This is a genomic window from Micromonospora sp. CPCC 205554 (assembly GCF_036902745.1).
Classification (GTDB): Bacteria; Actinomycetota; Actinomycetes; order Mycobacteriales; family Micromonosporaceae; genus Micromonospora; species Micromonospora tulbaghiae.
Window position 1 is genome coordinate 23,802 of record NZ_JBAKHP010000033.1, and the last position, 14,621, is coordinate 38,422.

Sequence of the window (14,621 nt, forward strand, 5' to 3'; positions counted from 1 at the left end):
GCGGCAGGGGTACCAAGACACGCGAAAGTCGCTAATTAGACCGATCGGCTGATTGACCGACACAATCGGCGGAAACTCCCGCGTCGATTCACGTTCCGTGCCACCGGCTCCCGGCGGTCCCGCTTCGTCATGCGGGCGGGTGGACACGTCGGTAACGTCAGCCGCAACGGCGGGGCGGAGCGCGGCCCCCGGGCGGCGAGGAGGTGCACCGGTGGGCGACCCGGCCGTGGTGGTGGGAGTGGACATCGGCACCACCAGTTCCAAGGCCGTAGCGTTCGACACCACCGGCCGGCAACTGGCCGGCCACTCGATCGGCTACCCGCTGGAGGAGCCGAACCCGGGCTGGGCCGAGCAGGATCCGGACGTGATCTACCAGGCCGTTGTCGGCGTGATCCGTGCGGTGGTCGACGAGCTGGGCCGGCCGATCGCCGGACTGTCGTTCAGCACCGCCATGCACAGCCTGCTCGGGCTGGACGCCGACGGCACCCCACTCACCCCCTCGATCACCTGGGCCGACTCCCGGGCCAGCGCGCAGGCCGAGCGCCTGCGGGCCGCACCGTCCGGGCTCGCCCTGCACCGGCGCACCGGCACCCCGGTGCACCCGATGGCGCCGCTGCCCAAGCTCGTCTGGTTCGCCGAGCAGGAACCGAAGCTGCACGAGCGGGTCGCGCACTGGGTCGGCATCAAGGATCTGGTGCTGCGGCGGCTCGCCGACGCGCTCGTCACCGACCACTCGGTCGCCTCCGCCACCGGCCTGATGGACATCCACAGGCTGGCCTGGGACACCGAGGCGCTCCGCGTCGCCGGCATCACCGAGGAGCAGCTTCCCCAGCTCGTACCCACCACCCACGTGCTCCCGGGGCTCACCGCCGAGGCGGCGCGGGCCACCGGGCTGCCGGCCCACACCCCGCTCGTGGTGGGCGCCGGTGACGGGCCGCTGGCGAACCTCGGGCTCGGCGCGGTACGCCCCGGCGTGGTGGCCTGCTCCATCGGCACCAGCGGCGCGATGCGGGTGATGGTGGAACGCCCGGGCGTGGACCCGCTCGGCGGCGTGTTCTGCTACGCCCTCACCGAGGACCGCTGGGTGGTCGGCGGCGCCATCAACAACGGCGGGATCGTCCTCCAGTGGGCAGGCGACGCGCTCGCCCCCGAACTGGGCGAGCACGCCGAGGAGGAGCTGCTCGACCTGGCCGCCACGGCGCCGGTCGGCTCCGGCGGGCTGATCATGTTGCCGTACCTGCTGAGCGAGCGGGCGCCGCACTGGAGCGCGCTGCCGCGCGGCGCGTACGTCGGCCTGACCCACGGCCACGGCCGGCCGCACCTGGTCCGGGCCGCGCTGGAGGGCGTCTGCCAGCAGCTCGCCCTGGTCCTCGCCTCGGTCCGGGCGGCCGGCAACGAGGTACGCGAGATCCGTGCCAGCGGCGGTTTCGCCCGCAGTGCGCTGTGGCGGCAGATCCTCGCCGACGCGCTCGGCATGCCGGTGCGGTTCCCCGCCGGGCACGAGGGGTCCGGCTTCGGCGCCGCGCTGCTCGGCATGCAGGCGCTCGGCCTGATCTCCTCGATCGAGGTCGCCGCCGACCTGGTCCGGATCGAGGAGACGGTCCGCCCGGATCCCGCCTCCGCCGCCACGTACGCCGCGCTGCTCCCCCTCTTCTCCGAGCTGTACGACGCGCTCGTGCCCACGTTCGCGTCCCTGCGGCGGATGGCACCGAGCCTGCCGCCGGAACCACCACCCACCGCACCACCCCGCTGACGACCGAAGGGCGTGATAGCCGTGGTCACACTGCTCGCCGCACCCGCGGAACCGCTCACCAACGCCGGTGACACCCAGCTCGTCCTCGCGGCCGTCCTCGGCATCGCCGCGGTGGTGCTCCTCATCGCGTGGGGCAAGGTGCACCCCTTCCTGGCGCTGATCCTCGGTGCCGCGGTGCTCGGCGTGGTCGCCGCCGTACCCGTCGACAAGATCGTCACCTCGTTCAGCGGCGGCGTGGGCTCCACAGTGGGCGGCGTCGGTCTGCTGATCGCGCTCGGCGCGATGATCGGCGGCCTGCTGGCTGAGTCCGGCGGGGCGGACGGCATCGTGGAACGGGTGGTCGGCCGGGTCTCCGGCACCGCGCTGCCCTGGGCGATGGCCGGTGTGGCCGCGCTCATCGGCCTGCCGCTGTTCTTCGAGGTCGGCGTGGTGCTGCTGGTGCCGATCGTGCTGCTCGTCTCGCTGCGGGTGAACGTCCCGCTGATCAAGATCGGCATTCCCGCGCTCGCCGGCCTGTCGGTCCTGCACGGCCTGGTGCCGCCGCACCCCGGGCCGCTGGTGGCGATCGACGCGCTCGGTGCCAACCTGGGTCAGACGCTGGCGCTGGGCCTGCTGGTGGCGATCCCCACGGTGATCATCGCCGGTCCTGTCTTCGGCAACTTCATCGCCCGGTACGTGCCGGCCACCGCCCCCGCCGCGCTGCTGCCGACCCGGCGCGACGCCGCCGACCTCAGCCCGACCCGGCCCGGTGACGGCCGGCTCGACGCCGACGGCGACCTGGTCACCGAGGACGACCTGGTCAACCCGGGCACCGGACGGCCCGGTGGCGCGATCGACGAGCCGGCCGGGCGGCGCTCGCGCCGCGCCCCGGCGCTCTGGGCGGCTGTGGTCACGGTGCTGCTGCCGGTGGTGCTGATGCTGCTGCGGGCAATCGGCGAGCTGACGCTCGGCGAGGACACCGCCGGCCGCAAGGCGCTGGACATCGTCGGCACCCCGATCATCGCGCTGCTCGCCGGCGTCATCTTCGCGATGATCTTCCTGGGCTACCGGTCCGGCTTCAGCCGTACCCAGGTCTCCGGTTTCCTCGGCGGCTCGCTGCCGCCGATCGCCGGCATCCTGCTGATCGTCGCCGCCGGTGGCGGCTTCAAGCAGGTGCTCGTCGACGCAGGCGTGGGCGACCTGGTCGCGAACGCCGCCGAGGGCGCGAACCTCTCTCCGCTGCTGCTCGGCTGGCTGGTGGCGGTCGGCATCCGGGTCGCCACCGGCTCGGCCACCGTCGCCACCATCACCGCCGCCGGCATCGTGGCGCCACTGGCCGCCACGCTCCAGGGCCCCGAGGTGGCACTGCTGGCGCTGGCCATCGGCTGCGGGTCGCTGTTCTTCTCCCACGTCAACGACGCCGGCTTCTGGCTGGTGAAGGAGTACTTCGGGCTGACCGTCGGGCAGACCATCAAGAGCTGGTCGGTGATGGAGACCATCATCTCGGTGGTCGGTTTCCTCGGCGTCCTGCTGCTCGACGTCTTCATCTAGCGGGTCAGGGGGCCTCGACGCCCGAGATGCGGAACCTGTGCACCTCGGCGCCGAGGATCTCCGTCACCTGCTCGGCCTCCGGGCCGGAGCCCCGGAACGCCAGCAACTGCTCGTCGGACTCCCACCGCTCGTAGACGTTGATCCGGCCCGGCTCGACCAGGTCGGCGCTGACCGCGAAGTCCACGCAGCCGGGCGCGGCGCGGGCCGCTCGGACGGCGGCCTCGCAGGACGCCAGGTAGGCGTCCCGCCGGGCCGGATCGACGTAGAGGGTGCCGGCGACGATGAGCATGCCGGCCATCCTGCCACCGGCTGCGGATCAGGCGCGGGTGATCGCGTTGGCGTGGATCGCCTCGTTCAGGTACGAGGCCATCCCGGGCCGCAACGTCTCGAAGTACGCGGTGAACCGCGGGTCCGCCACGTACATGTCCGCCAGGCCGGTGTGGATCTCGTACGAGCAGTCGTACCACCACTTGGTGATGAGCTGCCGATGCTCCTCGGCCAGCGCCATCGCCTCCGGACCGTCAGCGGGCGCGCCCGAGTCCATGAGCGCGGCGAACCGCCGCCCCCAGTCCTCGTTCTCCGCCTTGTTGCGCAGCCAGTCCTCCTTCGAGTAGCGGCCCGCGCGCTCCTGCGACTGCCGGTACGCCTCGGTGCCGCCCCAGCGCTGCTCGACCTCCTCGGCGTGCTCGTCCGGGTCGAAGTCCCCGAACACCTCGAACCGCTCATCCGGCGTCAACTGGATCCCCAACTTCCTCGCCTCCATCGCGTGTTCGATCGCCGCGACCATCTCCTGGAGCTTCCCGATCCGCCCGGACAGCAACTCGTGCTGCCTGCGCAGGTGCGCCACCGGGTCGGCGGCCGGATCGTCCAGGATCTCGGCGATCTCCTCCAGCGGGAACCCCAGCTCGCGGTAGTAGCGGATGAGCTGCAACCGGTCCAGGTCGGCCTCGTCGTAGCGGCGGTAGCCCGCCGGCGTGCGCCCGCTGGGCCGCAGCAGCCCGATCTCGTCGTAGTGGTGCAGCGTCCGGACCGTCACCCGGGCCGCCCGCGCCACCTGACCCACCGTGTACGCCATGGTTCCCTCCCTTCCGCGACCAAGACTCCCGCCTCCCGCAACGTGAGGGTCAAGCCGGAAAGCACGACGCCCCCGACCAGGATCGGCCGGGGGCGTCGCCGGTGCGGTCAGTTGGTGACCTTCTCCTTCTCCGGGGCGGCGAAGGTCGCGTTGGCCGGGGTGCGGAAGGCGTGCACCAGGCCGGCGATCGAGAGCAGCAGGAGCAGGCCCGCGCCGAGGTACAGGGCCAGGGACCCCTGCTCGGCCTTGCGGCCGAACTCGCTGAAGCCGTACGAGGTGAGCAGCAGGCCACGCAGCGTCTCGCCCTTGAACACGGTCTCCCGCTGGGCGGTCACCTCGGCGAGCTGCTTCTGCAGGTCGGCCAGGTTGGCGGCGTTGCTCTGCTCGGCCTGGGCCACCTGCTCACGCAGCGCGCTCTGCGGCTCGCCCAGGTCGGCGTAGGTCTTGCCCCCGGCCATGTTCTTCAGGTGCAGGCCGATGTACTCGTTGGCGTAGCACTCGGCCTGCTTGCCGGTCGTCATCTTCTGGCCGGCGTACTCGCGCAGGCAGTCCGACTTCTTCTCCTCGTCGGAGAGCTTGTCCGCCGGGGTGAAGGTGATGTGCTGCGCGCCGAGCTGGTCGCGTACGTAGTCGTTGGCGAAGTTGGCGTTCGTCGTCAGGACGACGCCGACGACGAGCAGCAGGACCGCCAGGCCCAGCCCACCGATGCTGAACAGCAGATCGAGCGTCCGTCGCTTCATATCAGGCTCCCGTGTGGAGGATGTGTTTCCGTGACTTGGTGACGAGAACCATCCTGCGGTGGCGGACCGCCGGTGAGCAGGGTCGAATCCCCTGTCCCGTCCGGGACCTTCGGCCCCCGTCGACCCGGGCCGGTCAGCGCCCGCTGCCGGCTCCGGACAACGCGGGAAGCAGGTCCGGCAGGGCGGCCGGACGGCCGTACCGCCAGCCCTGGCCCTGCCGGCAGCCGATCGCGGTGACCGCCGCGTGCTGCGCGACCGTCTCCACGCCCTCGGCGACCACGGCCAGGTCGAACGCGCCGGCCAGCCGGTTCACCATCTCGACAGTGGCGTACGCCCGGGCGTCTCCGGCGTCCAGCCGGGACACGAACGACCTGTCGATCTTCAGCTCGGTGGCCGGGATGCGGTGCAGGTAGCTCAGCGACGAGTAGCCGGTGCCGAAGTCGTCGATGGCGATGCGGATGCCGAGGTCACGTAGCTGGGACAGCCGGTCGAGCACCGACTCGCTGCCCTCGATCAGCGCCGACTCGGTAAGTTCCAGGGTGAGCGCGCGAGGCGGCAGACCGGCCGCGCCGACCGCGCCGGTGACGGTGGCGATCAGGTCCGGCCGGCACAGGTGGGCGGCGGCGATGTTCACCGCGACAGTCACGTCCGGCGCGTGCTCCCGCCAGGTGGCCGCGGCCCGGCACGCCTCGTGGATGACCCACCTGTCGATCGCGACGATCAGCCCGGTCTCCTCGGCCAGCGGCAGGAACCGCGCCGGGGTCAGCACACCCAGCCGGGGATGCCGCCAGCGCACCAGCGCCTCGGCGCTGCGTACCGTGCCGGTGTCCAGGTCGACGATGGGCTGGAACTCCATCAGCAACTGGCCCTCGTCGACCGCGCGGCGCAGGTCGGCGATCAGTTCGGCCCGGCTGACCGCCGACTCGCGCAGCTCCGGCGTGCACGTGCGGTACGCGGCCTTGCCGGCCGCCTTCGCCGCGTACATGGCGATGTCGGCGTCGCGGAGCAGGTCGGTGTGCGAGGTGTGCTGCGGCCCGTACTCGGCGATGCCGATGCTCGCCGACGGGTGGACGCCGAGATCCTCCTCACCGGGCAACGGTTCCGGGGCTGCGAGCAGCCGGACCGCGAGCCCTTCCGGTGACACCGGGCGATCCCCGGCCACGAGCACCGCGAACTCGTCGCCGCCGAGCCGGGCGATCATCCCGTCCGGGCCGACCGCGTCCCGCATGCGCTCCGCGGTGGCGGTCAGCAGCCGGTCCCCGGCGGCGTGCCCGAACCTGTCGTTCACCTGCTTGAAGCCGTCCAGGTCGAGCAGCACCACGGCGACCGGGCCGCCCGCGCGCAGCGCGCGCCGCAGCCGCCGGACGAACGTCAGCCGGTTCGGCAGGCCGGTGAGCTGGTCGGAGTACGCGAGGCGGCGCAGTCGGCCGACCAGCCGCAGGTTCTCGTTCGCGGCCAGCCCCTGGCGCAGCGCCAGCACCCCGAGCAGGCCCATCATGCCGACGAAGACCACCTGCGGGGTCTGCCCGCTGGGCTGCCGCGACACCAGGACCGCGACGATCGCGCCGCCCACCGGCAGGTACGGCAGGGCGACCCGCCACCACGGCGGCAGCGGCGAGTCGACCAGGTCGTCCTCGCCGTCCCCGTCGTTCGGGGGTGGATAGCGGGTGGCCAGCCCGACGAGCAGGTAGCTCAGCGGCCAGCAGACGTCGACCGGGTGACCCGGTGTGTAGTCGCCGCGCGCGACCAGCGAGACGTAGACGGCGTCCGCGCCGGACCGGATCGCCAGGCCCGTCCCGATCACGGTGAGCGCCCGCCACATCGGCCGGCCCGGACCGGCGACCGCCACCAGGATGGTGAGCTGCATCAGGTCGAACATCGGGTAGAGCAGCCCGAACGTCCGCATCGGGTCGGCCAGCTCGGCGTCGGTGATCCGGTGGAACACCACCACCCAGCCGATCGGGATGAGGGCCAGCCCGACGATCACCCCGTCGAGCAGGGTGCGGGCCCGGCCGATCACGCTGCGCGGGCCGGTGCGGGAGCAGAGCAGCGCGGCGGTGCCGGTGACGATGCCGGCGGCGAACAGGCCCGCCACCAGCGGTGTGTGGGGCAGGCCGAGCCCACCGAGGCGTTCCGTCGTCCACACCGCACGGCCGAGCGCGGCGAGGGCCATGGTGGCGGCGAGCAGTTCCCAGAACCGGCGCAGCACGGCGGGCTGTCGTCGCGCCGCGCGGGCGCAGAGCACCGCCGCCCAGCTCGACACCGCCATCGCGCCGAGGTCGCTCACCAGTGCCGCGCCGGGAAGCCGGGCGGCCAGCCAGGCCATCTCGCCGAGTACGACGGCAGCGGCCGCGACGAGTCCGACACGGCCGACGAGCGGATGACGGGCCGGCGCCGCGGCGGCGAGGCTCACGTCGTGCTGGGATACAACGATGCGCTCCGGCTCTCTTCCAGACGTGCACCCTCGACGACGAGGACCGGACGACGGACGGCGCAAGCCTAGTCAGCGCCGGGGACGGCCGCCAGAGTCGACGACTGTCGGTCAGCGGACCGTAGGCGGGTGCCGGTAGAGGGAGACCAGGACGCCGTAGCGCGCCTGCCCCGGCGGCGCCTCCTCGGCTTCGCCCACCAGTTCGTCCAGCGTGGACCGGAGGCGCTGCGCCTGGGCGGGGGTGAGTCGCAGGTGCCGCAGGTGCACGAGCGGGTCGGGGTCGCCGGCGAGTTCCTCGGCGTACGCGCCCAGCAGGGCCGCAGTGGCGCCCGCGTCGGTGTCGGCGCCGACGAGTCGGCGGAACGTGCGTTCGTGGTAGCGCTCGGTGCCGCCCCGGACCTGGCGGCTGTGCGCCGGGCGGACCATGCCGGCCTCGGTCAGCACCCCGAGGTGGTGGGCCACCGTGCCCTTCGCCGCGCCGAGGCGGGTGGCGAGCTGGCTGAGCGTGGCGGGGCCGGCCCCGAGTGCGAACAGCAGCCGGTGCCGGAACGGGTGGGCCAGCGCCTTGAACTGGGCCGGGTCGCGGATCTCCAGCGGGTCGTCGGTCACCGGCAAAGCGTCTAGTTCTCTTGACGCTTTGTCAACCGGCTGCTCTACTTCTCCCCCACCAGGAGAACGGGGAACCGATGGATCCAGAACAGATCACCACCGTCGTCGAACGGGCCGCCGGCCTGGTCGCCGACGAGTACGTCCTTCCCGACGTCGCCGACCGGCTCGCCGGTCACCTGCGCGAGCGGCTGCGCGCCGGGGCGTACGCCGATGCGGGCGATCCCACCACGCTCGGCGCGCTCGTCACCGCCGACCTCCAGTCGGTCAACGGCGACCTGCACCTGCGGCTCAAGCACCACGAACAGCCGCTGTCCGACAAGGCCGACGACCCGACCGGGGAGCACTTCGCGCGCCTCGCCGCGCTCGGCATGGGCGGCGTGACCCGGGTGCAACGGCTGCCCGGCAACGTCGGGCTGCTGGAGATCCAGCCGTACGTGTTCCCGCCCGACCTGGCCGGCCACGCGCTGACCGCCGCGCTGCGGCTGCTCGCCGGCACCGACGCGCTCCTGCTCGACCTGCGCGGCACCGAGGGCGGCAGCCCGGACGGGGTGGCGCTGATCTGCGGCTGGTTCTTCGCCGAGCCGACGCACCTGCACACCATGCACGAACGCTCCGGCGCCACCCGCCAGTTCTGGAGCGCCGCCTGGCTGCCGGTCCCCCGGTACGCCCCCGACAAGCCGGTCCACGTGCTCACCGGTCCGGCGACGTTCTCCGGTGGCGAGGAGCTGGCGTACGACCTTCAGCAGTTCGGCCGGGCCACTGTGGTCGGCGAGCCGACCCGGGGCGGCGCGCGCCCCCGGATCGGGCACCGGCTGCATCCGCACCTGGAACTGACGGTGCCGGTGGCCCGGCCCGTGCACGCGGCGAGCGGCACGAACTGGGAGGGCTGCGGCGTCGCCCCGGACGTGGAGACCCCGGCCGACCGGGCACACGACGTCGCGTACCGCCGGAGCCTGGAGGCGCTGCTGGCGGCGGACCCGGACCGGCCGACGGCGGCCGAGGCGCGGACGGCCCTCGCCGCCCTGGGCTGAGCCGCGCCGGTCAGGACCAGTCCTCCGCCGGGGCCGGGTCCTGCGGTGCGGCGGCCGTGCCGGGCGGCCCGCCGTGCGTCCACGGCGTCTCCTCGGGCGCCGGGAACGCGCCGCCCGGCAGGAAGCCGTCGGAAAGGCTGGTCAGGCAGATCCGCTCGCCCACCTCGGGGACGCTGCCGGGCGGCGCGGTCAGCCCCCGGCCCATCCCGCCGGACAGTTCCAGCACCACCTCGGTCTTGCCGTCGCCGCCGGGCGTCACGAACACGATCTTCGCCTTCTGGCCCGGGCGGGCCGGGGAGTACAGCGTCGTGCCGACCGGCATCGGCACCGGTTCGGTGGTGACCACCTGGATGCGCGGGCGCAGCACCGGCCGCTTGCCGGAGTCGTCCACCCGCGCCGGGTCGGCGAGCGTCACCTCGCCGACGAACGCCTCCCCGGACAGCCGGTGCTCGGCCATCACCAGCGGATCGTCGTAGGCGCGCTGCACCGCCCACGCCGTCGACGCCCGTTCCAGCCGCTGCAACCGCAGTGCCGCCGCCACCGCGCCGTCGCGGCGCGGCTGCGGGCCGCCCCCGGCGTCGACGTGCTCGGCGTGCGCGGTGAACGCGTCCCGGTCGCCGGCCCACCGGCCGGTCACCCGCGCGCCGACCGGCAGCGTCCGCAGCAGCCCGACGCCGCGCCACATCAGCTCCCAGGTGGGCGCGAGCTGGTCGCGCAACAGGCCGGCGAGCTCGTCGTACGCGGCCGCGCGGGCCGCCGGGTCGTCCTCGGCCCGGGTGTACGCCTCGATCGCCGGGGCGAGGCGGCGGTTGTCGAAGTCCGGGTCGGTGGCCGGCCCGGCCGGCGGGCAGTGGGCCGGGTCCTCGGCGCGGGCCGCCGCCTCGGCGCCGGTCAGCCCGGCCGGCGGGTCGAGCCAGCCCAGCACCGCCGGCAGGTGCAGGTCCTCCACCACGCTCTGCCCGGTCGCCCAGTGCAGCGTCAGCGCGTCGGTGAGCGCCAGCAGCGCCGACGAGCCGGGTTGCTCGGCGCGCTCGGCGAAGAACGTCAGCCAGCGGCCGAGCAGCGGCACCGACGGGTGCACCGGAAAGTCGCCGTCGGTCCGGCGGAACCGGGTGGAACGGCCGAACAGCCGCAGGAACGTGATCCCGGCCGGGTTCGGCACCAGCAGTTGCGGCGCGTCGGCGTACCGGTGGCGGACGTCGCGGCCCCGGTCCACCGGCACCGCCTCGGTCAGGTCGCGGAACTCGTCCAGGTACGGCAGCACGATCCCGGCCAGCTCGGCGGCGAACGCGAACCGCTGGTCCCGGTTGCGCGGCTGCGGCACCACCAGCAGCCGGGCGTCGTCGGGCGCGGCGCCCACCATCGCGGCCAGCGGGGCGTTCGCCTCACCGGCCAGCGCGAGCGGCACCAGCACCAGCGGCCGCTCGGACAGGTGCAGGTGGCGGACGGTGGCCACCGGCTGGGCCCGCCCGGAGGCGACCGCCTGCGCCCGGGCGAGCGCGCGAAGCGTACTCACGCGGGGTGTCCGGCGAGGGCGTCGGCGCGCAGGCGCGCGGCGGCCCGCAGCAGCGCGGCGGCCTCCGCCTGCTCCGGCTCGGGCGCGGCCACGCCCTCGGCGAGCGCCAGCACGTCGGCGACGTCCTCCACGCCGCCCAGCGCCTCGCGGACCGGCCGGCCCAGCGCGCCGGTCCGCCCGCGCGCCTCGTGCCGGCAGAAGTACGCCAGCTCGCAGGCGGCCAGGCAGTCGGGCGCGTAGCGTGCGGGCACCTGGTGCAGCGCGGCGGCGAGCGTGGCCGGATCGGCCGCCGGGTCGACGGTGAACCCGGCCGGTACGGCGGCGAGCAACTCCTCGACCCGGGCCATCCGGGCCAGTTGGCGGCGCAGCACCAGCAGTTGCCGGCGCACGTCGAGCAGGCTGGCCACCGGCTGGTTGGCGAAGTCGCGCGGGCAGACCAGCACCACCTCGTGCGACACCAGCTCCGGGTCGCGTCCCTCGGCGGCGAGCAGCTCGCGCAGCGCCAGCACGTAGACGGCGGACTGGATCGCCGCGGCGGCGACCTTGCCCGGGTCGGCCTGCCCGTCGATCACCGGGAACGATTTGATCTCCACAACGTGGAACCGGCCGGCCAGCCGGGCGGCGACCAGGTCCGGTTCCAGGTGCACGCGGGTGCCAGCCACGTCCAGGCCGAGCAGCGGATGGTCGAACAGCGCCGGGCCGTCGCCGCTCGCGGTGAGCGCCGCCCGGGACCGCTCCGGCCGGTCGTCGTCGGCGCCGAGGTCGGTCCAGGTGGCATCAGTCGGGACCGGTACGCCGAGCCGCTCCGCGACCAGGCGCAGCAGTTCTGCCCCGCCGTCGGCCTTGACCTGCGCCTCGAAGGCGTTGCCCCGGGTGATCGCGAAGCGGGACTGGCCGAACCGGGCCGGGAAGCCGAGCTGCTCGGCGAGCGCCGGCTTGTCCGCGCCCGCGCTGTCCAGCACGGCGCGCCGGGTGCAGCCGGGGTTGCCGGTCAGCGCGGCGATGGTGCGGGCGTTGTGCCGCCGGGGCGGCCCACCACCCCGGATCTGCGCCAGCCGCTCCTCCACGCCACCCATGATCCCAGAATAGGTGTGCGCACCCGGGGATTCAGCGGCCGGCGGAGCGGTTCCAGGGCGAGCGGGGCGACTGCGCCCCCGCGACCCGGCGGCTGCGGCGGCGGTGCCGGCGCCCGGGCGTGCAGGGCGGGCGGGCGGCGGTGTGCACCGGTACGGCGGGCGGGGTGACCGGCTGCCGGCCGATCAGCCAGCAGAGGAAGCGGGTCACCGGTCAGCCGACCGGGAGTCGCTCGGCCTCGGCCCGCGAGATGTCGTACTGGGCGCCGCAGAACGTGCACTGCTGCGCGTACCGGGTGCGCAGCGGGATCAGCGGGATGAAGAAGAGGCTGAACCTGGTGACCCGGCGGGTGATCACCTGGGCGGCCTGGTTGCCGCAGTTGCGGCAGACCTGGGTGACGACGCCGGACCTGTCGACCTTGGTCCGCAACCCGAAGATGAAGAACATCCCGGCGCTGTACCCACTGACACCGCCCCTGACACCCGGAATGTCACCCGGTCCGGCGGTCGGGATCGGGGGCGGCGAGCAACTCGACCAGGTCGTCCCGGCCGATCAGGTCGAGCGCCTCGGGCAGGGCCGGCAGACGGTGCCGCACCTGGAGCCATTCCCACAGCTCACGACCCTCGGAGCCGGTGACGAACAGACCTCGCTCGTGCGGCGGCACGTCGAGTACGTCGGCCAACTCGGCCCAACTGGCGCCCAGTCGGCGGCAGAACTCGACCTTGACCCTGCCCGGGTGGGCGACCGAAGCGGCCCTCCTCGGGCGTTCCGCCGGCTCCCGTGCCGCCTGCCGCGCCGGTACCGACTCGGTGGGTACGGCCACCTCCTGCGTGGGCGGGGTGGCCGGGTGCGCCGTCTCCGGCCCGAACGACTCGCCGAAGGCGCGCGTGGCCAGGGCCGCCACCTCCAGGAACCACCACCGGTCCGCCGTCGGGAGGGTGTCGTCCGCGACGGTCCGCAGCGCGGACCCGACCATCAGGAGCAGGTGCTGGCGTGTCCATTCCGGCTCCAGCCCGCGCCGGCGACCCCAACCCGACGCCGCCTCGTGGATCTGCCGGGCGACGGTCAGATAGCCGGCCACGGGTGGCGCCGCCGGGTGACACTGCGGCGTGACGACGAGTTCGGCGAGCGCCGACCGCAACGGCGAGCCGGGCACCAGCGCCGGCAGCCAGGCCGCCGCCACGGAGAGCAGGAGCTTGACCGGGTCGCGCGACACCGGCGTGGCCGGCGAGAAGCGGCCCAGGTCGATCAGCCGGAAGTCGGCCGCGTGCACCTGGTCGCGGACCGGCACGAACACGTTGCCCGGATGCAGGTCGCCGTGCCCGTTACCGGTGAAGACCTCGACCTCCTCACGCGCCGTCGGCAGCGTGCCGGCCAGGAGGCCGAACGGGTCGGGCAGCGGGTCCGGTCGCCCGGGCAGCGTCACCTCGTCGAACGGCCGGTCGAGGGAGAGTCCGTGCCGGCCCGCGAAGTCCGCGAGGCGGTCCCGGTGGCCGGCGAGGAACCCGCCCAGGTGATCGACGGCCGTGCCCTCCACCGGCGCGGGGTCGTGTCCGTCGCTCCACTCGTCGCCGACCGCGTGGACGATCTTCTCGCAGAACCCGCCGAGGCCCGGGTGGTCGAGCAGCGCCGACAGCGGACGGAGTTCACCGACGTCGGCCTGCGCGATCTCTTGCAGGTGCAGCCACCAGTGGGTGCCCGGGACGGCGCACTCCGCGATGGTCGGCACCATGTGCCGCTGCCAGAAGGACGCGGGCGAGTGCTGCTGGGCCAGACCGACCTGGCGGGTCTCCTGCTCCGCCGCGCCCGGCGGCAGCAGCTTCAGGATCACCTGGCGTATGACGCCCCGGTCCGGGATGCGACGGACGACGGCGACGAGGGCTCCGCTGCGCCCGTCGGTCAGCCATCGACGGTGGGTCCACCGGTACGGCTGTGCCCGGGACCACGACACCAGGCCGTGGTAGACCTCGTCGGGCAGCGCGGCGCGCCACACGTCGGGGTTGGTCAGACGATCGCCGGCGGTTTGACTCAAGGATCTATCCTTCCGCGTGGGCGTCCACAGGGCACCGGCAGCCGAGGCTACCGCGCCGTTTCCACCAGGGAGGCTGTCCATGGCCACCGGAAAGATCCAGCGCCGCGAGGCGGCACGGGGCGACGACGCCCACGACGAGGCGCTGGACCTGCTGAAGTGGCACATCGAACGGTACGACCGGCTGCGGGTCTCCACCGCGGGTCGCGCCTCGGTGGTGCTCAGCGCGGGCGCGATCCTCTCCGCCGGCAACGCGTTGCTGCTCGGCCAATTCCTCGGCGGCAACGACGGCATGCCCGCCTGGTGGATACTGGCGTTCACCGTGGTGGCCCTGCTGGGCGCGGTACTCGTGGTCGCGTCCCTGGTCAAGGCGGCGAACGTCCTGGTCACCGCGCGCAGCAGCCGGGAGATCCTGCCGGGCGGCGCGACGCTGCCCCGCAGTCTGCTCTTCAACGGCACCGACACCGTCGCGGACGTCAAGAGCTTCGACGAGTTCCGGACAGCGGTGCGGAGTCAGAGCCCACGCGACATCCGGCAGGCCGCCGAGGTCGAGCTGTGGGTGGGGATCCAGCAACACCGCCAGCGCTACCACAGACTGCGCGAATCGGTACGTCTGCTCCGGCTCGCCGCCCTCCTCTTCGTCACCCTCCTGGCCCTCGTCCTGATCGTCAACGCCGTCCTCGCCTTCTGACCCCGGTTGCCCCGGCCCGTCGCGCTGTGGTGTGCTCGGGTCACACTGTGCTGGAGCCCTTCATCCATCCGCGGCCCGGGCAGCCCGGGCGGGCTGACGACGATCGACGAGGCGCCGAACGGCCGGCACCTCGCGGCAGGAG

The 14,621-nt window shown here is 73.8% G+C and carries 14 protein-coding genes; 4 read left to right on the forward strand and 10 right to left on the reverse strand.

Features of this window, described 5'->3' with window-relative positions; all coding sequences use genetic code 11:
- The first annotated feature begins 211 nt into the window (after positions 1-211).
- Both V6U82_RS27550 and V6U82_RS27555 read left to right on the forward strand, forming a co-directional pair.
- The gene (locus V6U82_RS27550; RefSeq protein WP_334466201.1) at positions 212-1,753 is read left to right on the forward strand and encodes a gluconokinase; all 1,542 of its coding nucleotides are present in this window, start codon (positions 212-214) and stop codon (positions 1,751-1,753) included.
- 21 nt (positions 1,754-1,774) lie between these two features.
- Entirely contained in the window at positions 1,775-3,283 is a 1,509-nt protein-coding gene (locus tag V6U82_RS27555) for a GntT/GntP/DsdX family permease (RefSeq protein ID WP_128138035.1), read from the forward strand.
- Positions 3,284-3,287: 4 nt separating this feature from the next.
- Here V6U82_RS27555 and V6U82_RS27560 read toward each other — a convergent pair whose 3' ends face one another.
- From V6U82_RS27560 to V6U82_RS27580, 5 genes are all read right to left on the reverse strand, one after another.
- Entirely contained in the window at positions 3,288-3,572 is a 285-nt protein-coding gene (locus V6U82_RS27560) for a putative quinol monooxygenase (RefSeq protein WP_334466205.1), read from the reverse strand.
- 27 nt (positions 3,573-3,599) lie between these two features.
- Entirely contained in the window at positions 3,600-4,358 is a 759-nt protein-coding gene (locus V6U82_RS27565; protein WP_334466208.1) for a MerR family transcriptional regulator, read from the reverse strand.
- 107 nt (positions 4,359-4,465) lie between these two features.
- A complete protein-coding gene (locus V6U82_RS27570; RefSeq protein WP_334466211.1) occupies positions 4,466-5,098 on the reverse strand; it encodes a hypothetical protein in 633 nt (210 codons plus the stop codon).
- 133 nt (positions 5,099-5,231) lie between these two features.
- Positions 5,232-7,511 (reverse strand): putative bifunctional diguanylate cyclase/phosphodiesterase, encoded by a 2,280-nt coding sequence (locus V6U82_RS27575; protein WP_334466213.1) that lies wholly within the window; start codon positions 7,509-7,511, stop codon positions 5,232-5,234.
- A gap of 129 nt (positions 7,512-7,640) precedes the next feature.
- Entirely contained in the window at positions 7,641-8,138 is a 498-nt protein-coding gene (locus V6U82_RS27580) for an ArsR/SmtB family transcription factor (RefSeq protein ID WP_334466215.1), read from the reverse strand.
- A 77-nt stretch (positions 8,139-8,215) separates the two neighbouring features.
- On the opposite strand from V6U82_RS27580, the gene V6U82_RS27585 reads away from it, so the two are divergent.
- The gene (locus V6U82_RS27585; RefSeq protein ID WP_334466217.1) at positions 8,216-9,169 is read left to right on the forward strand and encodes a S41 family peptidase; all 954 of its coding nucleotides are present in this window, start codon (positions 8,216-8,218) and stop codon (positions 9,167-9,169) included.
- 10 nt (positions 9,170-9,179) lie between these two features.
- On the opposite strand, the gene V6U82_RS27590 is transcribed toward V6U82_RS27585, so the two are convergent.
- The 5 genes from V6U82_RS27590 to V6U82_RS27610 are packed head-to-tail and all read right to left on the reverse strand — an operon-like array spanning position 9,180 to position 13,791.
- Positions 9,180-10,685, reverse strand: coding sequence for a hypothetical protein (locus V6U82_RS27590; RefSeq protein ID WP_334466219.1), 1,506 nt, complete (start codon positions 10,683-10,685; stop codon positions 9,180-9,182).
- Positions 10,682-11,761, reverse strand: coding sequence for a hypothetical protein (locus V6U82_RS27595; protein ID WP_435122390.1), 1,080 nt, complete (start codon positions 11,759-11,761; stop codon positions 10,682-10,684). The genes V6U82_RS27590 and V6U82_RS27595 overlap by 4 nt, the downstream gene beginning before the upstream one ends.
- A 31-nt stretch (positions 11,762-11,792) precedes the next feature.
- Positions 11,793-11,969: a hypothetical protein gene (locus V6U82_RS27600; RefSeq protein WP_158614778.1), complete on the reverse strand. Its 177-nt coding sequence runs from the start codon at positions 11,967-11,969 to the stop codon at positions 11,793-11,795.
- A 3-nt stretch (positions 11,970-11,972) separates the two neighbouring features.
- The gene (locus tag V6U82_RS27605; protein WP_120571482.1) at positions 11,973-12,206 is read right to left on the reverse strand and encodes a zinc-ribbon domain-containing protein; all 234 of its coding nucleotides are present in this window, start codon (positions 12,204-12,206) and stop codon (positions 11,973-11,975) included.
- Positions 12,207-12,249: 43 nt separating this feature from the next.
- Positions 12,250-13,791 (reverse strand): hypothetical protein, encoded by a 1,542-nt coding sequence (locus tag V6U82_RS27610; protein WP_334466228.1) that lies wholly within the window; start codon positions 13,789-13,791, stop codon positions 12,250-12,252.
- A gap of 79 nt (positions 13,792-13,870) precedes the next feature.
- Between V6U82_RS27610 and V6U82_RS27615 the strand changes: the two genes are divergently transcribed.
- Positions 13,871-14,479, forward strand: a complete 609-nt coding sequence (locus V6U82_RS27615; RefSeq protein ID WP_128137952.1) for a hypothetical protein — start codon at positions 13,871-13,873, stop codon at positions 14,477-14,479.
- The last annotated feature ends 142 nt before the right edge of the window (positions 14,480-14,621 follow it).

Coding starts and splice junctions, on each gene's coding strand:
- V6U82_RS27560 (WP_334466205.1), bottom strand. CDS start 3,572: ATGCTCATCGTCGCCGGCACCCTCTACGTCGATCCGGCCCGGCGGGAC.
- V6U82_RS27605 (WP_120571482.1), bottom strand. CDS start 12,206: ATGTTCTTCATCTTCGGGTTGCGGACCAAGGTCGACAGGTCCGGCGTC.
- V6U82_RS27565 (WP_334466208.1), bottom strand. CDS start 4,358: ATGGCGTACACGGTGGGTCAGGTGGCGCGGGCGGCCCGGGTGACGGTC.
- V6U82_RS27615 (WP_128137952.1), top strand. CDS start 13,871: ATGGCCACCGGAAAGATCCAGCGCCGCGAGGCGGCACGGGGCGACGAC.
- V6U82_RS27570 (WP_334466211.1), bottom strand. CDS start 5,098: ATGAAGCGACGGACGCTCGATCTGCTGTTCAGCATCGGTGGGCTGGGC.
- V6U82_RS27595 (WP_435122390.1), bottom strand. CDS start 11,761: ATGGGTGGCGTGGAGGAGCGGCTGGCGCAGATCCGGGGTGGTGGGCCG.
- V6U82_RS27585 (WP_334466217.1), top strand. CDS start 8,216: ATGGATCCAGAACAGATCACCACCGTCGTCGAACGGGCCGCCGGCCTG.